Raw genomic sequence first — 25096 nt, forward strand, 5'->3', positions numbered from 1 at the left:
CCTATCATGGGCAAAACCACAGGATTTATGGAGTTTGAGCGCAAAGTCAGCGCCGACGCCGAGCCCCTGGCGCGGCTGGAGCATTACAATGAGTTTCACGCTTTCCTCTCCCGGGAGGAGCAGCAGACCCAGGCGGGCCGCTGCATGGACTGCGGGGTCCCCTTCTGCCAGGCGGGGCTGATGATCGGCCCGGCGGCGTCGGGATGTCCCCTGCACAACCTGATTCCCGAGTGGAACGAGCTGGTGTGGCAGGGCAAATGGGAGCTGGCGCTGCGGCGGCTTCTGGCCACCAACCGGTTCCCCGAGTTCACCAGCCGGGTCTGCCCGGCCCTGTGTGAAGCGGCCTGCACCTGCGGCAGCGTCACCGGCAGTCCGGTGACCGTGCGGGAGAACGAGCACGCCATCATCGAGACCGGCTATGCCAAGGGCTGGATGAAGCCCGCCCCGCCTCCGGCCCGCACCGGCAAGAGCGTGGCGGTGATCGGCAGCGGCCCGGCGGGCCTGGCGGTAGCGGAATACCTGAACCGGCGGGGCCACAGCGTCACCGTCTACGAGCGGGAGGACCGGCCCGGCGGCCTGCTGATGTACGGCATCCCCAACATGAAGCTGGAGAAAGAGGTCATCGAACGGCGCATCCGGATCATGCAGGCGGAGGGGATCGAGTTCCTCACCGGGATGGATGTGGGCCATACGGTGGACGCCGCCGAGGTGGCGGCCCACTACGACGCAGTGGTGCTCTGCTGCGGGGCCAAGCGGCCCCGGGACCTGAACGTTCCGGGCCGGGATGCCCAGGGGGTCTGCTTTGCGGTGGATTACCTGACCAGCGTCACCCGGAGTCTGCTGGACTCGGACCTGTCGGACGGCAAAGCCATTTCGGCGGCGGGGAAAAACGTTCTGGTGATTGGCGGCGGCGACACCGGCAACGACTGCCAGGGCACCGCCCTGCGCCAGGGCTGCACCGACCTGCTGGCCCTGGAGATGATGCCGGAGCCCCCCGCCCAGCGCACCGCATCCAATCCCTGGCCCGAATGGCCCCGGGTGAAGAAGACGGATTACGGTCAGGTGGAGAGTCTGGCCCGGCTGGGCAAAGATCCCCGGGCCTACCAGACCACAGTTCAGGAGTTCCTGACCGACGAGGAAGGCAAGCTGTGCGGGGCGGTCATTGCCCGGCTGCGGCCCGAGCGGGACCCGGAGACGGGGCGCACGTCGATGGTGCCCACCGGGGAAACCTTTACCTACGAGTGTCAGCTGGCGCTGATTGCGGCGGGTTTTGTGGGCTGCGAGCCTTATGGGGCTGAGGCTTTCGGGGTGAATCTGAACGCCCGGGGCTGTGCCGACGCACCCGATTACCGAACCAGCGCGGACAAAATCTTTGCCTGCGGCGACATGCGCCGGGGCCAGAGTCTGGTGGTCTGGGCCCTGCGTGAAGGCCGCGACTGCGCCGCCCAGGTGGACCAGTACCTCATGGGCTACACCAACCTACTTTTCTGAAGAAAAGTAGGCAAAAGACTTTTCACTGTGTACCATCAAGTTGGCGGGTCTCCGAAGGTTCCGCGGGACATATACGCCCCGGCTCGCTCGTTGCGTTTGCGCCTGCGGCGCGGTGCGATGTAAACGGACTCAAAACCTGATTTTACAGGTCAAGGATTGTCAGCCGCTTTAGAAGGCTCCCGGTCTGCGGCCCAGTGAGTCCAAGATTTCGGATAGCCCGCTTTCTTCACCCGGTACGCCCTGAAAAAACAATAACAAAACCCCCGCTTCTCAAAAAGAGGCGGGGGTTGTTTGTTTATGCTTGGAATGCGGCGGTTTCCCGGCGTCTCAGTCGGTATCCACGCCGCTGGTGTCGATGTCCTCCTCGGTCAGGGCGCCGCCCGGATCCGGGACGGTATCGGGGGTAGTGGTGATCTGGACATCCCGATCGGCGGCAATATACACCACAATGGTGCTGCCTGCCTCCACCATGGTGCCCGGCTCCACGCTGCAGGCCACCACGCAGCCCGACGCATACGACCCGTCGTTCACTACCATGAAGCAGCTGGGCACCAGGCCCCGGCTTTCCAGTTCCCGGATGGCTCCCTCCTGGGTGAAACCGATGGTATTTGGCATTTCCACCATCTGGGGGCCCTTGCTGATGACCAGGCGGATGGTGGAGTTTTCCCCTTCGGTGATGGCGGTGCCGGGGGCGGGATCCTGGGTCAGGACGGTGCCCGCCGGGGCGCTGTCGCTGTATTCTTCGGTGACGTAGAACAGATAGATGCCGGTGTATTCCCGGTTGTTCTGAATCTGGGAATAGCTCATCCCCACAAAGTTGGGGACGTAGTTCACCGTCACGACGCTGGGTGCGCTGGTGGACTCGGAGGGGGCCGTCTGGTCGGCGGGAGGCTGGCTGCGGCCCAACAGGCTCCACAGCGTCAGCAGGGTCAGCACCGCCAGCAGAACCAAAATGCCGGTCAGGATGGCCGTCAGGGTCAGGGCGGGCTTCTGCTTTTTCTCCCGCGCCTTGCGGCGTCCGGCCGCATGGACGGTGCGGGCTTCCTCCTCTGCCGCCGACGGCGAGGACAGGGCCCGGCTCAGCTGGGGCACCGTCTGAATCCGGCGGGCCGGGTCCAGCTGCAGGCCCAGGGCCAGTGCTTCCGATACATAGGGCGGCACCGCCGGGTTGACGGTGCGGGCTTTGGGGTTGGAGTCGGTGACCATCCGCTGGGCAGCCGGCACCGGGCTCTGGCCGCACACCATCCGGTACAGCACCGCCGACAGGCTGTACACGTCGGTGTAGCGGCCCTCAAACTCCACAGCCGAATACTGTTCCGGGGCCGAATATCCCTCGTACAGCTGGCCGTGCAGGCCGCTGCCTGCCGTCCGCAGGCCGATGGTGGCGTAGCCGGTCAGCCGGGCCCGGCCATTGTCCAGCACCCGGATGTTCTCAGGGCAGATGCCCCGGTGAACCAGCCCCACCTGATGCATGGCTGCCACCCCATTGAACACCGGCTGCAGCATGGCGCAGGCCTCCTCGGGGGTGATGGTGCGGCGCTGCTTGTCCAGCCACTGGTCCAGCGGCACGCCGCCGGGGTTTTCCAGAACGGCATAGACGGTGTTGTTGGCCTCCACCACATCCAGCACCGCCTCCAGGCCGGTGGCCGGGGTGATCCGCTGGATGGACCGGTACAGGTCGGCGAAATCCATTCGGGTGGTCTTGAGCAGCACCTCGCTGCCGGGCTTGGCCCGCAGCTGACAGTCGCTGCCCCGCTCCGCCGACAGGGTGATGGGCAGGTATTCCTTGATGGTCACCCGGAACCGGCCCCGGTTTTCCACGCCGCGGTAGAGAATGCCTTCGCCGTCGATGCTCAGCATCTCCCCCACCGTGTACCGGCCCGCCAGCAAAGTGCCCACCGGCAGGGCCCCCGCCGGATTCCGCCCGGCAAAGCTCCGCCGGCAATGGGGACAGCTGGCGGCCCCCTCGGTCAGTTCGGCCCGGCAGTACGGGCAAAGGATCTTCTGCGGTTCCATCTGCGCTCCCCCTCTCCGGTGGTTTGTGTTGATTTATCAACCTGTAGAAAAAGTCCAGACCGGACGACAAGTGCGTACGGTCTGGACACATACAGGGAAATTGCCCGCAGAGAGTGTGCGAGCCCATCAGGGCGAGTGCGCGGTTCTGCGGGCAATTTTGTCCCCTGGGCAGCGGCGGCAACCGCATCCAGTGGATGAATCAGGGAGCCGCCGCTGGCGCAGCGCTCCGTTTTTGCAAGCGCCGCTACGGCGCGCTGCAAAAATCGGCTAAGCGCAAGAGGGATATACCAGGGGGAAGGAATTTCTGACCTGCGCAGACAGGCAGAAATGGGTTCCCCCTGGAGCGTGTCACAGACACGCTTCATCCGGGCCAAAGCCACGGCCCGGCTTGTGTGTGCGGATTATTCCGGCAGGTCCTCTTCGTTCTCCAGGCTGTGCCAGACGTTCTGGACGTCGTCGTCCTCCTCCAGAGCATCCAGCAGCTTGCCCATCAGCTTGAGCTGATCGGGGTCGGTCAGCCGGGTGGTGGTCATGGGCACCATGGCCAGGTCGGCCGAGATGAACTCATAGCCCTTGGCCTCCAGTGCGTTGCACACGGCCGAGAAGCTGTCGGGATCGGTGGTGATCTCGGCGGCGTCCTCGCCTGCGTCGAAGTCCTCGGCGCCGGCGTCCAGAGCGTCCATCATGGCCTCGTCGGCGTCCTTGTCCTCCAGCGAGATGTCAATGACGCCCTTCTGGGTGAACAGGAAGCCCACACAGCCCAGTGTGCCCAGATTGCCGCCATTTTTATCAAAATAGTGGCGCAGGTCGGCAGCGGTACGGTTGCGGTTGTCGGTCAGGGTTTCCACCATGACGGCCACGCCGCCGGGGCCGTAGCCCTCGTAGTTGATGGCTTCGTACTCGGTCTTGTCGCCGCCCTCGGCCTTCTTGATGATGCGCTGGATATTATCGTTGGGAACATTCATCCGCTTGGCCTTGCTGATCAGGTCGGCCAGCTTGCCGTTCGAGGCGGGGTCAGGGCCGCCGTTGCGGACCGCGACGCTGATCTCGCGGCCGATCTTGGTAAAGACTTTGGCGCGGGCGCCGTCGGTCTTTTCCTTCTTGCGCTTGATGTTGTTCCATTTGCTGTGTCCTGACATGGGATTGAGCCTCCTAGCTGTATCTTTCACGTGCCGCCCCGATGCCAGCCGACCCGGCGCGGCGTGTCCTTTCCCTCTGGTGAAGTCCTGAAGGTATCTTTCATCAGACTTTCTTATCAATTTTAGCACAAACTGGTTCTTTCTTCAAGCGCCAGTTTGGCCGCCGCCTCAGCCCAGCAGCCGCAGGGCCTTGGGATAGTGGTTTTTCACCCGTCCCCCCGACACCTTGCCGCCGCCCAGGGGGCAGCCGTCCACCGTCACGCAGCACCAGCCGTCTTTGGCCGATGCGGCCTCGATCTCCTGCCCCAGCAGGTAGGCCCGGCAGCGGGGATCGCTGCGGGTCAGGGCCTCTGTATTGACGCACTCTTTGCCGAAGGCGGTGAACAGGTGATGTCCCGGCACAAACCGCCCCTTCTGGACGGTGCCGGCCAGCACCCCTGCCCGCAGGATATGCAGGCCCAGGGCCGGGCAGACCGGGGGCAGCAGCACCGATTCTCCCAGCACCACGGCGGGCTTATCCGCCAGGGCGGGGAAAAACTGGGCGGCAAAATCCTTCCACGCCGCCAGCATCTGCCCTGCCGGGACGGGTTCCGGCTTTCCGCCCCGGGGATTGCGGCCCGCAGGGGTGCGGTTTTTCCCTTTGGGGGCGGAGGATTTGCGGTCGGGCTGGGGCTTCTGGAGCCGGGCCAGCCACACCGCCTCCTCGGCAGCCCGCTGGGCGGGATCGGTGGTCCCCGCCTTCACCAGACGGGCCATAAAATGCCCTTCGCCCCCCTGGCAGGGCCAGATCCGGCGGACCAGGCTCACATCCAGAGGCAGGCCGCCGGTGCGGTTTTCCTCGCCCGGGCTGCCGAAGGGCGCAAAAGCCCGTTCCATCACGTCGGCCAGGGCAAATTCCGGGTGCCGGGCCAGAAAGGCCGCCACCTGGCCCTCGTCCTCCTCGGGGGCAAAGGTGCAGGTGGAGTAGACGATCTCGCCGCCGGGGGCCAGAGCTGCCGCGGCACTGTCCAGAATGGAGGAGCCCAGGGCGGCGCACTGGGCCACCAGGGCCTCCGAATGCTGGGCCAGGGCGGCGGGCTCCTTGCGGAACATTCCCTCCCCCGAGCAGGGGGCGTCCACCAGAATCCGGTCGAAGAACTCGGGCAGGGCCGCCGCAATCCGCTCGGGGCTCTCGTTCAGAACCACTGCGTTGGCCACTCCCATCCGTTCCAGGTTGCTCTTGAGGATTTCGGCCCGGGCGGCCACGTATTCGTTGGCGATCAGCAGGCCCTCCCCCGCCAGGGCGGCGGCCAGCTGGCTGGTTTTGCCTCCCGGCGCGGCGCACAGATCCAGCACCCGCATCCCCGGCCGGACCCCCAGCAGGGGGGCCGCCGACGAGGCTGAGGGCTCCTGGGAATAGAATACCCCCGCATGGTGCCAGGGGTGCCGCCCCGGCTTGAAGTCCTCTTCCTGCACCAGGAACCCCGCCCCGCAGAAGGGGGAAGGCGTCACGGCAAAGCCGGCCCCGGCTGCGAAATCCGCCGGGGACATCCGCAGCGGCGAGACGGTAACCCCCCGGGCGGCCTGAGCCGCCGGCGGGGCGTACAGCTCCTCATAGCGGGAACCCAACAAAGCCCGCTCCCGCTGTTCAAAGTATTCGGTCGGCAAGAAAATCTCCCCCTTGTGCCCTTGCGGCAGATGTATAAAGCCGTCGCAAACGGCCAAACTATGACCAGCGGGGGCAGCCGTCCCCGCAGGAAATGCGACCACAACCTGACCACAATCCGAAAGGAGCAATCAAATCATGGAAAATCGCAGCAACAACGTCAAGCAGTCCGGCGCCCAGTCCAGCACCCACAGCAACCGTGCGTCCAACAGCCGCACCACCAGCTCCACCAACGAGCACAAGCACCCCAACCAGTACACCAAGGGCGCTGACGACGAGGGCGCACAGAACGCCAAGTCCACCAAGACCAGCAGCAAGAACTGCCGCTGATTCCCCGGCTTTGGTCCGGGAGCGTAACCCGTTTCCGGGCGCATCTTCCCTTCCCTGACCTTTCACACACCTGAAAAGCCCGCTGCCTCCCCTTCACGGATTCCCGTGCGGGAAGCAGCGGGCTTTTTCCGTCGGGATGGCGGGCCCTCTGGGGGTCAGGGTCAGCTGCCGGGCGCGGCGGGGTCATACCCCGCCCACAGCGCCTCGAACAGCTCGCCGATGCGGGCGGTGTTCCCCTGGAGGTACAGCCAGCCCAGCAAACACTCAAAGCCGGTGGAGGCCCGGTATTCCTGGGGTGTGGCGTGCTTGGAGACGGCGGCGCGGCTGGCGTTGCGGCCCCGCTTGAACATCTCCAGCTCCTCCGTGGTGAACAGAGGCTCCAGCAGCTGCTCCTCCCGGAACTGGGCCCGGGCGGATACATATTTGATCTTTTCGGCGTTCAGGCGGCCGGGAGCCAGCCGGTGATATTCCACCAGCCGCCGGCGCACCAGCAGTTCCAGCACGCTGTCCCCCACAAAGGCCAGGGCCAGGGGGCTGATCTCACGCAGGTCGATCTTTTCCGCGGGTGTCTTGTCCATGGCGCTGCCCTCCGGTTAGAAGATATAGTCGAACTGATAATCGCCGATGAGGATGGTGTCGTTTTCCTCCACGCCCTTGTCCACCAGGGCGTCCAGGATGCCGCTCTCCCCCAGCTGCCGCTGGAAGAACTGCAGGCTCTCGTAGTCGTCCACGTTGCTGCCGGCCAGAATCCGCTCCAGCCAGGGAGCGTCGATGGACCAGCGGTGGGCCTCCAGCCGGGTGATGGTGAAGCTGCGGTCGTCGGGCTTGACCTCCGGCTTTTTGTACTCGGTCGCAAAGACCGGCACCGGCGGGATATCCTTCAGACGGTTGTACACCAGGCCGGGCAGGGCCTTGACCCCCTGCATGGTGGCCGCCGAGATGGGCACAAAGGTCAGACCCTTGGCCTCCACATACTGGCGGAAGGCCTCGATCTGTTCCTCGGTGGCCAGGTCGCACTTGTTGCCCACCACAATCTGGGGCCGCTGGGCCAGGGCCGGGCTGAACCGCTCCAGCTCCTGGTTGATCTTCTCAAAGTCGTCCATGGGGTCCCGGCACTCGCTGCCCGAGACGTCCACCACATGGAGCAGCAGACGGCACCGCTCCACATGGCGCAGGAAATCGTGGCCCAGGCCCACGCCCTCGCTGGCGCCCTCGATCAGGCCGGGGATGTCGGCGCAGACAAAGCTGGCGCCCTCACCCACCGACACCACGCCCAGCGTGGGCACCAGGGTGGTAAAGTGGTAGTTGGCGATCTTGGGCCGGGCGGCGCTGATGGTGGAAATCAGGGTGGACTTGCCCACGTTGGGGAAGCCGATCAGGCCCACGTCGGCGATCAGCTTCAGCTCCAGGGTGACCTGGATGTCCTCGCCGGGCATGCCGGGCTTGGCGAACTTGGGCACCTGGCGGGTGGGGGTGGCGAAATGGGCGTTGCCATAGCCGCCCCGGCCGCCCTTGGCCACCACCACGGGGTCGTGGGTGGACAGGTCGGCAATGACCAGGCCGCTGGCGGTGTCCTTGATGACGGTGCCCATGGGCACCTTGATGATGAGGTCGGGGGCGTTGGCGCCGTGGCAGTTGCTGCCCCGGCCCGGGCCGCCCTCCTGAGCGGTGTACTTGCGCTTATAGCGGAAATCCATCAGGGTGGTCAGGTGATCGTCCACCACAAAGATGATGTCGCCGCCGCGGCCGCCGTCGCCGCCGTCGGGGCCGCCCGCCGCCACGAACTTTTCCCGGTGGAAGCTGACCGCCCCGTCGCCGCCCTTGCCCGCGTGGAGCCAGATGGTGGCGATATCAATGAAATTTGTCTGTGCTGCCATGTGTTTCTCCTTTATTCTGCCGCAGGTGAGCGGGCCGGCGCCCGGGCTGCGGAGATTCTGCTCTCAGCATTCCCCTGCATCCGGGGCGTCATCCAAACTCTCTTACACATAAAAGAGCCGGGCCAAACGGTCCGGCTCTTCGATCTGCAGTTTGTCAGGTCCTTGGGAAGTTACTGCTTGACGCTGCACTTCTTGCCGGACTTGCCCACGCGCTCAAAACGGACGGTGCCGTCCACCAGAGCGAACAGGGTGTCATCGCTGCCCTTGCCAACGTTCTCACCCGGCTGAATGTGGGTGCCGCGCTGCCGGACCAGGATGTTGCCAGCCAGAACCTTCTGCCCATCGGCACGCTTCACGCCCAGACGCTGGGCCATGGAGTCGCGGCCGTTCTTGGTGCTGCCTACGCCTTTCTTGTGTGCCATTGTATACTTCCTCCTTAGCCGTTGATCGCAGTGATCTCAACCTTGGTGTAGGGCTGACGATGGCCCATGCGGCGAGCACTGTGCTTCTTGGGACGATAGGTGATGATGTTCAGCTTTTTGCCCTTGCCATTCTTGATGACCTTGGCAGTGACCGAAGCACCCTCCACGACGGGAGCGCCCACCTTCACCGAGCCTTCCTCGCCCACAGCGAGGACCTGATCGAACTTCACTTCGGAGTCAGCCTCAACGTCCAGCTTTTCAATGTAGACGATGTCGCCCTGCTCCACGCGGTACTGCTTACCGCCGGTAACAATGATTGCGTACATGTGTTTCATCCTTTTCTGTGTACTCGCTGGCTGTCAAGGCAGGCCCGCATCCGGGCCATTTTGGGCGCCCACGCCAAGCGGCTGATATAGTATACCAGAAAATCGGGGGCATTGCAAGGGGTTTTTCGGATTTTCCGGCGAATCTTTTCGCCTTGCAGCGTGGTTTCGGCGGGGAGCCGTCCCGGCCGGCCGCCGGGCCCGGGGTTTCCCAGTCAAAAACGGCCGCCCTGTGGAATCTCCACCCGGGCGGCCGTCTTCAGAGTGTCATGCAGAGGCTCAGACTTTCAGGCTCTCGCCATTGGTGGCGATGACTTCCTTGTACCAGTCAAAGCTCTTTTTGCGCCAGCGGGCCAGGGTGCCGGTGCCGTCGCTGTTCAGGTCCACGTAGATCATGCCGTAGCGCTTTTTGATCTCGGCGGTGGAGCAGGAAATCAGGTCGATGCAGCCCCAGGCGGTATAGCCCATCACGTCCACCCCGTCGTGCAGCGCCTCGCTGACCTGGACCAGGTGGTCGTTCATATACTTGATGCGGTAGTCGTCCTCCACCGTGAAGCCGCCCTTGCCGTCCGGCACCAGGGTGTCGTTGGCGCCCAGGCCGTTGATGGCGGAGGCCAGGATGTTGGAGATCACGTAGCCGATGGGGCCCAGGACGCACAGGGTGGCGATGCCCACCACCAGCATGGTGATCAGAGGTGCGGTGAAGAAGCGGACCGCCTTGGGTGCAAACTTGTTGGCCAGAGGCTCCACCTTGGACATCAGCAGCACGCCCAGCAGGATGGGAATGACCGAGGAGGAGTAGGTGGCGTTGTAGATGGGCAGGCCAAAGACGGTGATGGCGTCACCGGTCTCCTTGGAGGCGGTGACCATGCTGACAAAGTTGGGGTGGATGAGGATGCCGCCCAGCATCATGGCCAGGTAGGGGTTGCAGCCCAGCTTTTTGGCGGCCGAGTTGGCCAGCAGGATGGGCAGGAAGTAGAAGGTGGCGTCGGCCATGAAGTTGATGACCTGGTAGGTGCTGGAGGCGCTGTCCACCAGCTTGAAGGCCACCAGGATGGCCAGAACGGCCTTCAGCATGCCGGCGGCGGTCAGCGGGGGCAGGATGGGGGTGAAGATGCCGGTGATGGTGTCAATCAGGCGGCTGACGAAGGAGCCCTCCTGCTTGGCGGGAGCGGCGGAGCCGCCCTCCAGATTGTGGAGCTGGGCCGCCACTTTCTCATACACCTGGGTGACCTCGGCGCCGATGATGACCTGATACTGGCCGTTGGCCGAGGTGACGCCCACCACGCCCGGGGTGCTGCGGATGGCCTCGGTGTCGGCCTTGCTCTCGTCCTTCAGATTGAAGCGCAGGCGGGTGATGCAGTGGGTGACGTTGGCGATGTTGGCCTCACCGCCCACCAGGGCGATGATCTTTTTGGCCAGCTCGTCGTAGTTTCCTTTTTTAGCCATGTACAATTCCTCCTGAGAGTCTGGTTGTACCGTGATGCTCAGGCGGCTGCGGCCCAGTTCTGCCGCCGCCACGCCGGGCACCCCGCGTACCGATGCGAGATCCACCATGCTGCGGTCCTTGACGGTGATATACAGCTTGTCTCCGCTGGCCTGCCAACGGCCCACGTTGGCCTGGCCGCCGATGTACGGGTATACCTGCTGCAAAAACTGCTCCTGATTCACGGTTGATCTCTCCTTTTTATCTGCACCGGGCCACGCGCGCCATAGACCGGTCCATTCTGATTGCGGGACAGGCAGGGCCTGTCAGTCCCCTTTCTGCTGCACGCGGTAGATGTGCAGCATCAGGTACAAAAGTTCTTCGTCGTTGCACTGCCAACTCCAGGCGGAGGCGAAATACTCCACCACCGCTTTAGCGCAGACATAAATCTGGGGGTATTCCCGCCGCATCTGGCCCAGCAGGCCCACGGCCTGGTCCTCCACCTGGCGGCCGCTCATCAGCCGCTGGATCAGGTAGCGCAGGTGCATGGCGAACCGGGAATACTGAAAGCTGTCCTTGTCCAGCCGGATGTGCAGCTCCTTCTCAATGATGGCGTCCACGTCCTCGGTGATCTTGAGGGCCAGCATGGTGGAATGGATATCCCCCGACTCGTTCTCGGCGTTGATGAGGTGGAGGGCCACGCTCACCGCCTCACAGTCGGGCAGGCGGGTGCCGGTATAGGCTTCCATGATGTCCAGGGCCCTGCGGCCCAGGGCGGCCTCTTTGGGGTACAGGTGCCGCACGTCGTAGGACAGCGGCGTGGACAGGACGGTGCCGCTGCGCAGACGCTCCTGTGCAAAGTTCAGATGGTCCGCCAGCGTGAAGGGCAAATTGGGGTTCAGCTCGCACTCCAGCTCCATCTCGGCCAGCTCGGCAATGTCGGCGCTGGCCTCCAGCACCGCGTCCGGGATGCCGGCCGCCATCTGGACATAGCGGGGGTCCATATCGTAAAAAGTACGCTGTATCTTGGAATAATCGGTCAGTTCGTAGGGCATGTCGGCAAAGCCGATCCCCTTGCCCAGCACCACCACTTCGGTGCCGCTGCCATCCAGCCCCAGCGCTGCGTTGTTGTTGATCTTTTTGATGATGCGCACGTCGGAACCACTTTCCTCCCCGGCCAGCCCGGTCACGCGGGCACCGCTCAAACCAATAAAAAAATCCCCTGAAGCGACTACAACATACACCTACCCTCTCTAAGGGCAGATGTACAAGTAGCGCCTCCGGGGAGTAACGCCTTGATTTCTTTCTTATTCTATCACAATCGCATTTTCCCGTCCATCGGCACAAAGCACAAAAAACCGGACTGCTTTTTGTGAGAGAGCACCATCCGCCGGGGCCTTACTGGCCGTCGGCGCCGGTGTCCGCGTCGGTATGGGCGTCGGGCTGGGGCTCGCCCTTCAGGCGGGCTTCCAGCATTTCCTTCAGCTGGTCATTGTAGGTCTTGGTGCGGTCGGCAAACTCTGCACGGGACAGGCCGGCATAAGCCTCCTCCACCGGCAGGACCACGTCCTTGACGGCGACGCCCTCCTTCTTGGCCACCTGGGCCTGCAGTTTGCGGTTGTCCGCCGTGATGGCCAGATGCACCATGAGGGTCTGATCCTTGTACTTGCGGCGGAGGATCACCTGGGCGATGATGCCGCCCACCACAGCGATGGCCGCCACCAGCTGGGACGCACGCAGGCCCATGGAGGGCACCAGCAGCAGGCTGTCGGTCCGCAGGCCCTCGATCCAGAACCGGCCCAGGCCGTACCAGATGGCATACAGCAGGGCGATATCGCCGTTGAAACGGCGTTTTTTCATGTAGAACCGCAGCGCCACAAAGCCCACCAGGCACCAGATGCTCTCATACAGGAAGGTGGGGTGGACCGGCATGGTGGGATCGATGGTGACGCCGGCGGGCACCGTCACGGTGCTGCCCCGCAGATAGGCCTCGGTGGCGGCGCTGTACATGCCCCAGGGCAGGGTGGTGTTGCAGCCGAAAGCCTCCTGGTTGAAGAAGTTGCCCCAGCGGCCCAGGCACTGGCCGATGAGGAAGCCCATGCCGGTCAGGTCAAACATGGGCAGCACCGGCACCTTGCGCCATTTGCAGGCCAGGCCGCCAAAGACCACCGCCCCGATGATGCCGCCATAGATGGCCAGACCGCCGTCCCGGAGGGACAGGATCTCCCGGATGGATTGGTACTTGAAGGGGGCCATGGCCACATAGTAGGCACGGGCGGACAGGATGCCCAGCACCACGCCCACCACCAGGACGTCCACCATGGAATCGCCGTCGATGCCGAACTCGGTGCAGTGGCGCATAGCAAAGATCATAGCCAGCACAAGGCCCACAGCGATGACCACGCCGTACCAGTAGATGTTCACGCCCCCGATGGTGAAGGCGACCCGGCTGATCTCAAAGCTGAGGCCCAGCCCGGGAAAGGTCACAAGATTTGTCATAATTACGTACCTCCTTGGGGTTTCAGTCGGTCTCGTCGGAATCGGGGGCAGCAGAGCCGTCGGGCAGAATCCGCACCCGGGCCATCCGGCCGGGCTGCAAAATCCGCTGCAAAGCGGCGTCGGCGTCCTCGGGGGTGAGGCCGGCCAGCATCTCGATCTGCTGGGCCACCGTCTGGCCCATGAGGGCAAAGTCTGCCATCTGGCTGGCGGAATCCTCCACGTTTTCCAGGTTTTCCACCAGCTGGCCGTACTTTTCGTTTTTGCACAGGGTAAAGATCTCCCGGTCCACCCCTTCGGCGCGAATCCGCTCGATCTCCTCCAGCAGCAGCTGTTCCACCGTGTCGGGGGTGTCGCTCTCGCCGGTGAACAGGATGCAGCAGCAGCCGTCCACCCGCAGCACCTCGCCCCCAAAGCCGGGGTTCACCAGGCCCTCATCGTAGAGGCGGCGATACAGCCGGGACATTCCCCCGCTGATACAGCAGAGGATCAAATCGTACAAAGCCTCGGTGCGGCCGTCGCCGGGGGCCAGAGGCTCCTCCTTGAAGCCGATGCCGAAACAGGGCTTGGCCACCGCCATTTTCAGGGTCTTTTCGGCGCAGGGCAGGGTCATGGGTTCGGGGTCAAACAGGCGCCCGGCCGCCGGAGCGGCGGCGGGCTTGTCCAGCCCGGCCCGGGCACAGGCCGCCAGCACCCGCTGTGCGGTGATGTTGCCCGCCGCGGCCAGCACCAGGTTGGAGGGGGCATAGAAGGCCCGGCAGCAGTCGTAGAGCATGGCGGGGGTGATCCGGGCGATGCTCTCGCAGCTGCCCGCAATGTCGCTGCGGATGGGATGGGTATAGTACAGGCACTGGCACAGCTCGGTAATCAGACGCCAGTCGGGGCTGTCCTCATACATCTTGATCTCCTGGGCAATGATCCCCTGCTCCTTGGCCACCGTCTCGTCGGTGAAATAGGGATGGGTCACCATGTTCAGCAGGACGTCCAGGCTCTCGTCCACCGCGTTGGTGGCGGTGAAATAGTAACAGGTGCGGTCAAAGCTGGTGAAAGCGTTGGCGTTGGCGCCGGTGCGGGCGAACTGGGCGAAAGCATCCCCTTCCTGGTCCTCAAACATCTTGTGTTCCAGGTAGTGGGCCACGCCGGCGGGGAGGGTCAGTTCCTCCTCCCCCAGCCGGAAGTGAAGGTCAATGGAGCCGAACCGCGCCGCCACGATGGCGTGGGCGGCGGCGTAGCCGGGCATGGGCCGCACCAGGACGGTGAGGCCCGAGGGCAGGACGTACCGTTCATTCCCGGCACAGTCCAGAATGGCGCGCAGATGCTCAGACATAGGGCCCCTCCTTTTTGGTCAAGAGATAGCTGACCGACAGGCTGAACCGCCGCAGCACCGCCCGGACCTGGTCCACGGTGACGGCGGCCAGGTCGGCCCGGGCCTGGGCGGGGGTAGTAATGGCCCCGCCCCGGATGATTTCCATGCCGTACCAGCTTTCCAGGCTGCTGAGGGAGTCCTCTACCCCTTCCAGCCCGTCGATGAGGCCCCGGCGGCAGTCCTCCAGCTCCTGGTCGGTGATGGGGCCGGTGCAAAGGTCGGCCAGCTCGTTCAGAATGGCCTCCTCGGCCCGGGCGGCGTCCCCCGGCTCGATGCCGCTGGACACCGTCATGCTGCCGGTGAAGCTCTGGAAGGAGGAGGCGCAGTAATAGCACAGGTGGTCCCGCTCCCGGACATTCAGGAACAGGCGGCTGGTGACGCTGCCGCCGTAGAGGGCCATGGCCAGGCGGCAGGCCGCCAGGTCGGCCAGGTCCATGGGCTGGCCCAGGGTGAAGGCCATGCACAGCTTGGCCTGGACCATATCAAAGTATTCGGTCTTGTGGACGGTGGTCTGGCGGGGCATGGCCAGGAAGGGGGCCATGGGCTGGGGACGGCGGGAAATCTTGTCCAGCTCGGCCAGGAAGGCCGCCTCGATGCGGGCGGTCTCGTCGGGCGTGCAGCCCAGCACCATCAATTCAATGGAGGCGGTGCGGAGCATGTCCTCATAGGCGGCGGCCAGGTCGGCCCCGGTGAGGCCGTCCACTTCCTCCAGATAGCCCTCCTGGCGGATGCCCATGGGGCTGTCCCCATAGAATTCCCGGGCGGTCTGGCGCATGCAGTACAGCCGCTTGTCGTTCAGTTCGTCCTCCAGGGACTGGCGGAGCATCTGTTTTTCGATGGCCACCGCCTCGGCGTCAAAGGCGCCGTCCGCCATGCAGGGATGGAAGGCCACCCCCAGCACCAGCTGGGTGTATTCCTGGCTCAGGTCCTCCCCGGCCAGGGCAAACCGGTTCTTGATGCCGGTGACGCTGATGCACAGGTTCCGGTTGGCCCCCATGGGGCGGCCGTCCACCGTCAGGTCCGCCCCATAGAGGCGGGCCAGCTTTTTGGTCAGGCCGGTCATGTCGGGGCAGCCGGCGTACCCCCGCTCCATCACCAGCGGCAGCAGGGCGTGGGCGGTAGCGGTGTCCCGCTGGGCGGGAAAAGTAAAGTGAATGCTGATCCGGCAGCGGTTGAGTTTCTCGGCCGGATCGCAGGAGAGATGCACCCCAGGTGCAAGCTGCTTACGTTCCAATCTGTCTATCCTCCTGGCCCGTCTCCCCGGGCCGTGTATGTGTCATCGCAAAGGGTGCGGGCTCAGCTGAGCTGATGCACCGCCACAAATTCCTCCAGGGACAGGCCGCTGGCGGCGATGGCGCGGGCGTTGTCCACACCCACATAGCGCCAGTGCCAGGGCTGATACACCATGCCGGTGACGGCCTGGCAGTCCTCCGGCCAGCGGAGGATGAAGCCATAGTCGGCGGCGTAGGCTTTCAGCCAGCGGAAAGCGTCGGTGTCGGCGAAGCCGGTGTCCAGGGCGGGGTAATCCGCCGAGGTGATATCTGCCGCCAGGCCGGTGCCGCTCTCATTGCAGCCGGGCCGGGGCACGATGGCCGCCGCGCGGGCGTCGGCCTCCTCCTCGCTCTTTCCTTCCTGAAGATAGGTCTGTTTGCGGGCGTCAAAGGCCTCCTGCTGGCGCTCGGGGGTCTGGTAGCCCTCGGTCAGGGTGAGCTCAATCCCCACTTCCCGGGCGGCGGCCGCCATGGCCTTCCAGGCAGCGGCGGCCTGCTGTTCCAGCTGCTGGCCGGTGGACTCGTCGGCCACCTCCAGAATGGGGGCCTCGGTCTGTTCCAGAGGAAGGTTGTTGTTCGCCAGAACTAGATAGGGGTCGTCGGGGTCAAAGACATAGCCCGACAAATCGTAGGTGGGGGCGGTGAATTCCTGATGCTTGCCCAGCATGCCGCTGATCTGGGGCAGGGCCCAGAGAATCACGCCGGTCATCAGCCCCACCAGGACGGCGCAGGCCGACAAAAAAAGAATCCAGTTGCGGATCAGCCGGATGCGGCGGCGACGGCGGCGCGCCAGCCACTGTTCCCGCGTCAGGCGGGGCCTGCCGGCGGTTCCTGCCGGGGGTCGTTGTTTCTGTTCCATGATTGCTCCATCGTTTGGTAGTCCGCGCTCCGGGCCGGGGGACGGGCCCCCGCAGAGCTCGGATGTTAGTATACCGCTTTTGCGCCGGTCTGTAAACGATGAAAAAAGTTAAAAAATTGTGTCACAGCGCGGCAAAAGCGGCCTGCGTCCCCTGCCCCGCCCCGCCGGGGGCCGGGCTGGGTTTCCCCTGCGAAAAGGCAAAATTTTACGGCAGACCGTGTACTTGGCCGCTGGCCAGGCGCACAATCTGCCGTAAAAGACGCTCATTTTCTGCCCCTTCGCGGGGTTTTCTGCAAAAGCGGCGGAATCAGTGGAACAGGCTGTCGTGGATAGCGCTGACAGCGCGGTCGGCCTCATCCTTGTCGATGATGCAGGAAATCTTGATCTCACTGGTGGAAATCATGTGGATGTTGATGTTACTGTTGGACAGGGCCTCGAACATGCTGGCGGCCACACCGCTGTGGCTCTGCATGCCGGCGCCCACGATGGACACCTTGGCGTAGCTGTTGTCGCAGCTGACCTCAGAGAACTTGCCGCTCTCCTTCAGAGCGCGGACCGCAATGGGGGCATCGCCCTGGGAGCAGGTGAAGATGATGTCCTTCTTGCCGTCGCGGCCGGTGGACTGCAGGATGATGTCCACGTTGACCTTCTTCTGGGCCAGCATGCCGAAGATCTTAAAGCTCATGCCGGGTTCATCGGGGACGTTCATGATGGTGATAACGGCCACGTCGGTGTCTTTTGCAACACCCTTAATCAGCATACCTTCCATTTCTTTTGCAACCTCCTTAACCACTGTGCCCGGCACCGGGTTCAGACTGGAGAGGACCTCCAGCTCGACATTGTATTTCTTGGCAAGCTCCACGCTGCGGTTGTTCAGCACCTGAGCGCCCAGGCTGGCCAGCTCCAGCATCTCGTCAAAGGTGATCTCAGGCAGCTTGCGGGCGTTGCGCACCTTGCGGGGGTCGGCGGTGTAGACGCCCTCCACATCGGTGAAGATCTGGCACCGGTCGGCGTGCAGGGCCGCTGCAATGGCCACTGCGCTGGTATCCGAGCCGCCGCGGCCCAGGGTGGTAATGTCATCCAGCTTGTTCAGACCCTGGAAGCCGGCCACAACCACCACGCGGTTGCGCTCCAGCTCCGAGGTGATCCGCTCGGTATCCATCCGCTTGATGCGGGCCTTGGTGTAGGCACGGTCGGTGCGGAAGCCTGCCTGCCAGCCGGTGAGGCTGGTGGCGTGGCAGCCGATCTCATTCAGCGCCATGGCCAGCAGGGCGATGCTGATCTGTTCGCCCGAGGCCATCAGCATATCCATCTCACGGGCGGAGGGATTATGGGTAATCTCTGCCGCCTTTGCGATCAGGTCGTCGGTGGTGTCGCCCTGGGCGGACACCACAACCACCACGTCGTTGCCTGCGTTGTGGGTGTTGGCCACAATGCGCGCCACGTTGAAAATACGCTCGCGGTCACGGACCGATGAGCCGCCGAACTTTTGTACGATCAACGCCATACTTGTCACTCTCCTCTTTTTCTTCCTCTGTCAACAGTGGGCGTTCATCCCCAAATGGTTTTGGTTCTTCCCTTTTCCCTCTGTCATTCAACTGTCGCGCCGGTGTTGTCCGCGTCCAGGCGCAGCAGTGTAAATGCTTCACATCCGTCCAGCCCTTCCAGAGCCTCCAGGCCCTGTTCCAGACCGGCGTAGAACTTCTCCGCCCCGCTGCGCTCGGCCACCGCCATGACGGTGCTGCCTGCGCCCGAGACATAAACAGCCAGAGCTCCGCACTCTTTGGCCAGGGCAAAGACCTCTTTGGACCCCGGCATCAGGGGGATGCGGTAGGGCTGGTGGAGGCGGTCGCCGGTGGCGATGTGGAGCAGATCGTGCCGCCCGTCGCAGAAGGCCGCCGGCAGCAGCGCCGCCCGGGACAGGTTATAGACCGCATCCTTGTGGGGCACCTGGGCCGGCAGAGCCGCCCGGGCTGCCTCGGTCAGCAGCTTGTAGTCGGGCACGATGGCCGCAAAGCAGAGGCTGGGGTCCACATCCCGCTTAACCGAATAGACCTGCCCATCCTCAAAGACGCTGGAGGTCAGGCCGCCCAGCAGAGCCGGGGCCACGTTGTCGGGGTGACCCTCGATGGCGGTGGCCAGGGTCAGCAGCTCCTGGGTGTTGAGCACATCCCCCAGCATCCGGTTGGCGCCCAGCAGGCCCGCGATGATGCAGGCCGACGAGGAGCCCAGGCCCCGGGCCATGGGGATGGGGTTGGTCTGGACGATCTTGAGGGGCGGCATCTTTTTGCCCACCCGGTCAAACAGGCTCTTGGCCGAGCGATAGATCAGGTTGGACTCGTTGCGGGGGATGCGGGTGCCGTCCGCCGCCGAAATATCCAGCTTGTCGCTCTCCTCAAAGGTTGCGGTATTGTACAGGGTCACGGCCAGGCCCAGGGCGTCAAAGCCCGAGCCCACGTTGGCGCTGGTGGCCGGGACGGATACCTTAATTTTCATCTTCCGTCTCTCCCCTCTTTATTCTTCCTCGGGCAGGCGGCGGAGCACCAGCTTGACGCTGCCGCCCACGGCGCCGATCTTGCGGGCTGCTTCCTCCAGGGCGGAGGCGTCCGCCTTCTCGACCAGGTAGGCGCAGCCGTCGAAGTGTTCCGCCACCAGGCGGCCCTTGCCGTAAATGGCTTCCACCACCGCCGGCGCAGCCCCCTCCACACGCACATAGTATGCCGCGGGGGCGGGGTCGGTGAGCATCCCCTCCGCCGGCTGGGCGGGCTGCCAGAAAAGGCTGTCGTGCATCTGGACCCCGTGTTTCAGGGCGTCCACCACGTCGGCCACCACCGCGCTGGCGGTGGGCAGCTTGCCGGCGCCCTTGCCGTAAAAGACCACGTCGCCCAGCATATCGCCCTTGACCTTGACGGCGTTGAACACGTCGTCCACGCCGGCCAGCTGGTTGACCTTGGGCACCAGGCAGGGCTCCACGCCGGCGGCCACACCGCCGCCGGGCAGCAGCTTCATCCAGGCGATGAGCTTGATGACGCAGCCCAGCTTGTCGGCGGCCTGGATATCCTCCACCGTCACGTCACGGATGCCGCGGGTGGGGATGTTCTGGGGGTAGACGTGATGCCCGCAGACCAGCGAGGACAGAATCGCGATCTTGCGGCAGGCGTCGCGGCCGTCCACATCGTCGCTGGGGTCCTTGGTCTCGGCGTAGCCCAGCTGCTGGGCGATCTTGAGGGCCTCATCAAAGCCCATATTCTCCCGGGCCATCTTGGTGAGCATAAAGTTGGTGGTGCCGTTGACGATGCCCTCCACCTCGGTGATGACGTTGGCGGCCAGGCACTGGTGCATGGGGGTGATGATGGGGGTGCCGCCGCCCACCGATGCCTCAAACAGGAAGGCGCAGTTATGGCTCTTGGCCAGGGCCAGCAGCTCGGCGCCATAGGTGGCCACCATCTCCTTATTGGAGGTGCAGACGCTGCGGCCGCTCTCCAGGGCCTGCTTCACGTAGGGATAGGCGAAGCGGGTGCCGCCGATGGTTTCCACCACCACCTTGACCTCGGGGTCTGCCAGAATGACGTCGATGTTCTTGACAAACAGGGCCGCGTCGGGACGGTCCGAGAAATCCCGCACATCCAGAATGTACTTGACCTCCACCGGCTCGCCGGCCCGGCGGGCCACGCTGGCGGCGTTGCGGTTCAAAACCTCATACACGCCGCTGCCCACAGTGCCGAACCCTAAAATTGCAATCTTAGCCATAGTCTTGCCCTCGCTCCTATCCTTCTGTTTTGCGGCTCAGACGTCGTAGCCCAGCCGGACCCCGACCACGGTGCTCTGGCGGCCCAGCATGGCGGCCAGCTCGTCGGGGGTCATCTGCATGGTGTCGGTGCGGATGGTCACCGCCACCTGGGCCGTCCCGTTCTCGGGGGTGGCCTGGTTGATAGTGACGATGCTGGCCCCGGCGCTGCTGATGCCGGCCAGCAGGCTCTGCAGAGCACCGGTCTCGTCCCGGAGGGTGGCCATTACGGTGATGAGCTCCCGCCCGTTCTCTGAGTCGAAAATGCAGTCTTTGTACTTATAAAATGCGCTGCGGGACAGCCCCACGCTGCGGGTGGCCGCGGAAATATTCCGGGCCTGGCCGCTGGCCAGCAGCTCTTTGGCGCGGATCACCTTCAGAAAAACCTCCGGCAGCACCTGCGCGTCTACAAGATAAAATCGGCGCTCCAATCTGTTCACCTCTCAAGCACAACTGTTCTTGCAGGAAATATAATAGCATCCGCCCCCCTGCAATGCAAGAGGACGGATGCGTTTTTGGCAGAATCGCCAGTTTTCACTTGAGTGAACACGGTTTAGGTGTCCGAATTGCCCCGAATCAGTCGGTATCCACGCCCTCGGTGTCCACCGATGCAGGCACTACGCCGCCGCTGTGGTCGTAGTTGCAGGTAGCGGGCAGGTCATCGGCCTTGTAGTAACCGACCGCGGTGCTGGGACAGCCCGAAGTGGCCAGCAGGCCGCTCTGGGTGCAGTAGGACCGCTGGACCACGCCGTCGGCCACCGGGAATTCCTTGTAGGCGTAGCCTTCCTGGACCTCGTTCATGAGCGCCTTCCAGGCCTCGACACAGGTGCGGGTCTTGGCCTGGCTGCCCAGGGTCTTGGTCATGTCGTAGGGGGAGTCATAGCCCCACCAGACGGCGGTGACGTAGTAGGGAGTGCCGCCCACAAACCACAGGTCCTTTTCATCGGTGGTGGTACCGGTCTTGCCGAAGGAGCGCATCCCGCCGGTGGTGGGATAGCGGCCGGCTGCGGTACCGACGCTGCTGTACAGAACGTTCTGCAGCAGCTGGTTCATGATGGTGGCGGTCTGGGGAGTCAGAGCCTGGTAGCTGGTGGCGTTGTTCTCCAGATAGATGTTGCCGTCCCGGTCCAGAACCCGGCTGTACAGATGCGGTGTGGTGTACTGGCCGTCGCAAAAGATCTGGAAGGCCGCCGCCAGAGCCAGCGGCGTGACGCCGTGGGTCTGGCTGCCCATGACCATGGGGGCCAGGCCGACGTCGTTGACCGGGTCCAGGGTATCCAGCTGGAGGGTGTTATAGACGAAGTTGAAGATGGTGCTGGCGCCCACCAGGTCGCCCACACGGACGGCGATGGTGTTCAGGGAGCGGGCCAGACCGTTCCACAGGGGAACATCCTGGTTGTCGCCGTAGTTGCCGCCATAGTTCTGGGGCCAGCTGCGCCATGCGTTGGGATAAGCCCGCAGAGCCTGGTCGGACAGGCCGGACAGGCCGTTCCGGCGGCAGTAGTCGTCGTCACGGATGACCATGTCGCTCTTGAGGTAGAGGGGCGAGTTGTTGAGCATGGTGGACCAGTTGACCAGGCCATACTCGATGCCCAGGGCGTAGGCGCCGATGGGCTTGATGGACGAACCGGTCTGGCGGGTGACGCTGTAGGCGCGGTTCAGGGTCAGGTCCCGGGTCTTTTCGCCCAGGCCGCCCACCATGGCCACCACGTTGCCGTCGTAATCCAGCATGACCATGGCCGCCTGGGTGCGGACGTTGCGGTAGTAGGTGACGGTGCCGTCCTCGGCGGTGGTGGTCTTGAGGGCGCCGTCGGCGTTGTAGACGGGGGTGTCGTCCTCCGACAGGGAGGACACCGGCTCCTCATGCCAGCCCGCCGGGAAGTAGGCGTCGCCGGTGTTGAGCATCAGCTCTTCCATCTGGGTCTGGATCTTGGGATTGACGGTGGCCTCGATGGTGAAGCCGCCGGTGTACAGCATCTGCTGGGCAGCCGCCTCGGTGATGCCCTCCTTCTCCATGATGTCCTCCACCACTTCCTCAAACAGGGCGTCGGTGAAGTAGGAGTTGTTGGTGGCTGTGGTCTTGGAGGCGTCCTCCTCCGCCAGCACCAGGGGCTGGGCGATGGCCTCGCGGTAGACGTCCTCCGAGATGACCCCCTGATCCCACATATTATAAAGGATGAAATTCCGGCGGTTGATCAGGTTCTCGGGGTTGGTGTAGGGGTTGTAGTTGGTGGGATTCTTGGTGATGGAGGCGATGGTGGCGCACTCCCACAGGGTCAGCTGGCTGACATCCTTGTTGAAATATTCCAGAGCCGCCGTCTGGACGCCCTGGATGGTGCCGGTGAAGCTGATGGTGTTGAGGTACGCCTCCAGGATGGTCTCCTTGGAGTAGTTTCGGTAGAGGGTATAGGCGCGGTAAATCTCGCGCACCTTGCGCAGGGCGCCCTCGATGCCGCTGGCGCTGTCATCGTCGGTCAGGTTCTTGATGAGCTGCTGCTCGATGGTGGACGCGCCCTGTTTGGAGCTGTAGATGGGGATGATATACTCGTTGATCATGGCGCCCACCGTCCGCTTGAGGTTGAAGCCGGGCTCACTGTAGAAGTCCTTGTCCTCGGTGCAGATGAAGGCGTACTGGAGGTAGGTGGGGATCTGTTCCAGATCCACCCACATCCGGTGGCTGTTGCTGGAGCGCAGGGTGGCGTACTCGATCTGTTCCCCGGTGTCGGGGTCGGTGGCCATCACCACGCTGGACTGGCTCAGCTCGATGTTGTCCAGGTTGAGCAGGTCGCCGTCGTTGGCGGTGGCCTGCACCACATAAAAGACCAGGCAGACCGCCAGGGCACACCCGGCCATGATGCCCAGGCAGAACAGGGTGGCGATGACCCGCATCACACCCCGCAGGATGGGATGGCCTTTCTTTTGCTTTTTGGGCCCGCGGCCCCGCTGGGGGTCACCCGGCTCACGGGGGGGCCGCCCGCTGCCCGACGGCGCGGATTGTGCAGACTCTTTGCGGCTGTGGGTGGTATTGACCACCCGGCGGCCCGAGCCCGACGCGGCGCTGTGGCTGCCGCTGCCCGTGCTGTCGCTGCGGTGAATGCGCCTCATTTCATTCATAGCGATGCAAATTGCCTCCTTATCCGGATTGTTCCGGTTATCTGTTCCCCGTCTGCCGCCCGGCGGCAGAGGGATGATCTTCGGCGTTTTCTGCGGCCGCCGTCCATGCCTGGCGGCGCACAGTCCTGCGTGTTATTATAACACACTTATCCGGTGAAAGTACAGCACCCCGCTGTGAAATTTGGCGTCTATTGTGTGAAATGGGCCCCTTTTGCCCATACTATCGCCGAAAGGAGCCCGGCTTTTATGCGTAAACTTTGGTATTATCTCTATTATGGCCTGTGTGCCTTCACCATTGTCTTCAGCCTGTACTGGATGGCCACCATGCCGCCCCGGTCCGCTTCTTCGGTTTCCCCCAGTTCGTCCTCCTCCAGCAGCACCCCCAGCCTGCGGGCGGGCAACTCCCTGGCGGACGTGCCCCAGGAAACTCAGCAGGAGGGCTACTATCTCTGCGACGAGGGCGGACGGCTGGCGGTGTACAGCTGCACCGCCGACGGCACTCCCCGCCAGCGGCTGGAGCTGACCGACATCTACGTCAACCTGCTGCCCGAACAGGACGCGCTGCGGTTCAAGGCGGGGTATCTGGTCTGGAGCCGCCAGGAGCTGGAGACCCTGCTGGAAGATCTGGGCGCTTGAACGGTTGACAGCGGCCCGCCTGTTAGGGTATACTGACTTGTAAGAATTTTGTAACTTACCAGGAGGGCTTTTTATGTCCAACATTTATTTGATAACCGGCGCCACCTCTCCCCTGGGCCTGGCCCTGATGGAGCGGCTGCTGCCCACTCTGGCGGAAGGAGATCTGATCCTGGCCCAGGGCTGCGGCGATCTCTCCCGGCTGGCGGGGCTGTGCCAGGCCCGCCCCGGCTTCATCCGCCCCTACGACGTGGATTTCACCCAGCCGCTGGCGGTGCGGGCATTCCTCAGCGATCTGACCGATACCTACCCCGCCCCCACCCATCTGATTCATCTGGCCGGGCTGCGGACCATTCCCGCCGCTTACGCCTGCTTTGACGAGGAGCGTTTTGCCGAAGAGCGGGCTGTCCAGCTGGACAGCGCCCTGCTGCTGTGCAAGACCTTCCTGCCCCGGATGGCTGCCGCCGGCGCCGGCCGGGTACTGTTCCAGCTGAACGGCGCCCTGCCGGGTGTTCCCGCCGGGCAGACCGCTTCCGCCTCAGTGGTCCAGAACGCCCTCACCGGCCTGGCCCGTTCCCTGGCGGACGAGTACGCCTCCGCCGGCCTCACCGTCAACTGCGTCCAGGCCGGGCCGTTCCAGACCGAGACCGGGGAGCCCGGCCCCGTCAGCCCCGCCGATGTGGTGCCGGCCATCCTGTTCCTGCTGAGCCAGGACGCCGCCAAGATCAACGGCGTCACCCTGCCGGTGGGCACCCTGTAACCTCAAAAAAGAGCCCCGGCGCCATCCAGCTGTGAACCGCTCCAGTAAAAGTAGACAATGAAAAAAGAAGGCCTCCTGTGGTAGAATAAAACTACTACAGGAGGTCTTTGCTATGCCCAGAAAATACAGCCACATTCAGGA

Annotated in this window: 22 protein-coding genes; 4 read left to right on the forward strand and 18 right to left on the reverse strand. The window is 63.9% G+C overall.

From position 1 onward, the window contains the following. The first annotated feature begins 6 nt into the window (after window positions 1–6). Window positions 7–1491 (forward strand): glutamate synthase subunit beta, encoded by a 1485-nt coding sequence (locus B5F27_RS08480; RefSeq protein WP_087366479.1) that lies wholly within the window; start codon window positions 7–9, stop codon window positions 1489–1491. Between the two features lie 327 nt (window positions 1492–1818). Here B5F27_RS08480 and B5F27_RS08485 read toward each other — a convergent pair whose 3' ends face one another. From B5F27_RS08485 to B5F27_RS08495, 3 genes are all read right to left on the reverse strand, one after another. Next, on the reverse strand, window positions 1819–3507 hold the full coding sequence (locus tag B5F27_RS08485; protein WP_087366482.1) for a PASTA domain-containing protein: 1689 nt from the start codon (window positions 3505–3507) through the stop codon (window positions 1819–1821). A 401-nt stretch (window positions 3508–3908) separates the two neighbouring features. Continuing rightward, window positions 3909–4646, reverse strand: a complete 738-nt coding sequence (locus tag B5F27_RS08490) for a YebC/PmpR family DNA-binding transcriptional regulator (RefSeq protein WP_087245379.1) — start codon at window positions 4644–4646, stop codon at window positions 3909–3911. A gap of 168 nt (window positions 4647–4814) precedes the next feature. Continuing rightward, window positions 4815–6293 (reverse strand): RsmF rRNA methyltransferase first C-terminal domain-containing protein, encoded by a 1479-nt coding sequence (locus B5F27_RS08495; protein WP_087366486.1) that lies wholly within the window; start codon window positions 6291–6293, stop codon window positions 4815–4817. A gap of 136 nt (window positions 6294–6429) precedes the next feature. On the opposite strand from B5F27_RS08495, the gene B5F27_RS08500 reads away from it, so the two are divergent. After that, complete coding sequence (locus tag B5F27_RS08500; RefSeq protein WP_087245375.1) at window positions 6430–6621, forward strand: hypothetical protein; 192 nt, start codon at window positions 6430–6432, stop codon at window positions 6619–6621. 161 nt (window positions 6622–6782) lie between these two features. On the opposite strand, the gene B5F27_RS08505 is transcribed toward B5F27_RS08500, so the two are convergent. The 15 genes from B5F27_RS08505 to B5F27_RS08575 form a co-directional block, all read right to left on the reverse strand. Beyond that, window positions 6783–7199, reverse strand: a complete 417-nt coding sequence (locus B5F27_RS08505) for a ribonuclease III domain-containing protein (protein ID WP_087245373.1) — start codon at window positions 7197–7199, stop codon at window positions 6783–6785. Window positions 7200–7214: 15 nt separating this feature from the next. Then, on the reverse strand, window positions 7215–8498 hold the full coding sequence (obgE, locus tag B5F27_RS08510) for a GTPase ObgE (RefSeq protein WP_087245371.1): 1284 nt from the start codon (window positions 8496–8498) through the stop codon (window positions 7215–7217). A gap of 170 nt (window positions 8499–8668) precedes the next feature. Next, window positions 8669–8920, reverse strand: coding sequence for a 50S ribosomal protein L27 (gene rpmA, locus B5F27_RS08515; protein WP_087245369.1), 252 nt, complete (start codon window positions 8918–8920; stop codon window positions 8669–8671). 14 nt (window positions 8921–8934) lie between these two features. After that, window positions 8935–9246, reverse strand: coding sequence for a 50S ribosomal protein L21 (gene rplU / locus B5F27_RS08520; protein WP_164488780.1), 312 nt, complete (start codon window positions 9244–9246; stop codon window positions 8935–8937). Between the two features lie 276 nt (window positions 9247–9522). Next, the gene (locus tag B5F27_RS17415; RefSeq protein WP_087366489.1) at window positions 9523–10914 is read right to left on the reverse strand and encodes a family 1 glycosylhydrolase; all 1392 of its coding nucleotides are present in this window, start codon (window positions 10912–10914) and stop codon (window positions 9523–9525) included. An 81-nt stretch (window positions 10915–10995) separates the two neighbouring features. Next, a complete protein-coding gene (locus B5F27_RS08530) occupies window positions 10996–11874 on the reverse strand; it encodes a PRD domain-containing protein (protein WP_242962135.1) in 879 nt (292 codons plus the stop codon). 193 nt (window positions 11875–12067) lie between these two features. Next, the gene (gene lgt / locus B5F27_RS08535; RefSeq protein WP_087366492.1) at window positions 12068–13168 is read right to left on the reverse strand and encodes a prolipoprotein diacylglyceryl transferase; all 1101 of its coding nucleotides are present in this window, start codon (window positions 13166–13168) and stop codon (window positions 12068–12070) included. 22 nt (window positions 13169–13190) lie between these two features. Further along, window positions 13191–14492, reverse strand: coding sequence for a pitrilysin family protein (locus tag B5F27_RS08540; RefSeq protein WP_087366495.1), 1302 nt, complete (start codon window positions 14490–14492; stop codon window positions 13191–13193). Then, a complete protein-coding gene (locus B5F27_RS08545; RefSeq protein ID WP_087366497.1) occupies window positions 14485–15765 on the reverse strand; it encodes a pitrilysin family protein in 1281 nt (426 codons plus the stop codon). The genes B5F27_RS08540 and B5F27_RS08545 overlap by 8 nt, the downstream gene beginning before the upstream one ends. 62 nt (window positions 15766–15827) lie before the next feature. Further along, window positions 15828–16661 carry a M15 family metallopeptidase gene (locus B5F27_RS08550; protein WP_087245355.1) on the reverse strand — a complete coding sequence of 278 codons (834 nt, stop codon included), beginning with the start codon at window positions 16659–16661 and terminating at the stop codon, window positions 15828–15830. 307 nt (window positions 16662–16968) lie between these two features. Continuing rightward, window positions 16969–18168 carry an aspartate kinase gene (locus B5F27_RS08555; RefSeq protein WP_087245353.1) on the reverse strand — a complete coding sequence of 400 codons (1200 nt, stop codon included), beginning with the start codon at window positions 18166–18168 and terminating at the stop codon, window positions 16969–16971. 83 nt (window positions 18169–18251) lie between these two features. Then, on the reverse strand, window positions 18252–19157 hold the full coding sequence (gene thrB, locus B5F27_RS08560; protein ID WP_087366500.1) for a homoserine kinase: 906 nt from the start codon (window positions 19155–19157) through the stop codon (window positions 18252–18254). A gap of 18 nt (window positions 19158–19175) precedes the next feature. Further along, a complete protein-coding gene (locus B5F27_RS08565) occupies window positions 19176–20411 on the reverse strand; it encodes a homoserine dehydrogenase (protein WP_087366504.1) in 1236 nt (411 codons plus the stop codon). 36 nt (window positions 20412–20447) lie between these two features. After that, window positions 20448–20888 carry an ACT domain-containing protein gene (locus tag B5F27_RS08570; RefSeq protein WP_087245347.1) on the reverse strand — a complete coding sequence of 147 codons (441 nt, stop codon included), beginning with the start codon at window positions 20886–20888 and terminating at the stop codon, window positions 20448–20450. A 136-nt stretch (window positions 20889–21024) separates the two neighbouring features. Continuing rightward, window positions 21025–23562 (reverse strand): transglycosylase domain-containing protein, encoded by a 2538-nt coding sequence (locus tag B5F27_RS08575; RefSeq protein WP_242962136.1) that lies wholly within the window; start codon window positions 23560–23562, stop codon window positions 21025–21027. Between the two features lie 246 nt (window positions 23563–23808). Here B5F27_RS08575 and B5F27_RS08580 point away from each other — a divergent pair, with 246 nt between their 5' ends. Both B5F27_RS08580 and B5F27_RS08585 read left to right on the forward strand, forming a co-directional pair. After that, window positions 23809–24198 (forward strand): hypothetical protein, encoded by a 390-nt coding sequence (locus B5F27_RS08580; RefSeq protein ID WP_087245345.1) that lies wholly within the window; start codon window positions 23809–23811, stop codon window positions 24196–24198. A gap of 73 nt (window positions 24199–24271) precedes the next feature. Further along, entirely contained in the window at window positions 24272–24955 is a 684-nt protein-coding gene (locus B5F27_RS08585) for an SDR family oxidoreductase (protein ID WP_087245343.1), read from the forward strand. Window positions 24956–25096 lie beyond the last annotated feature (141 nt).

The sequence above is a fragment of the Faecalibacterium sp. An192 genome (assembly GCF_002160175.1).
Lineage (GTDB): Bacteria > Bacillota > Clostridia > Oscillospirales > Ruminococcaceae > Faecalibacterium.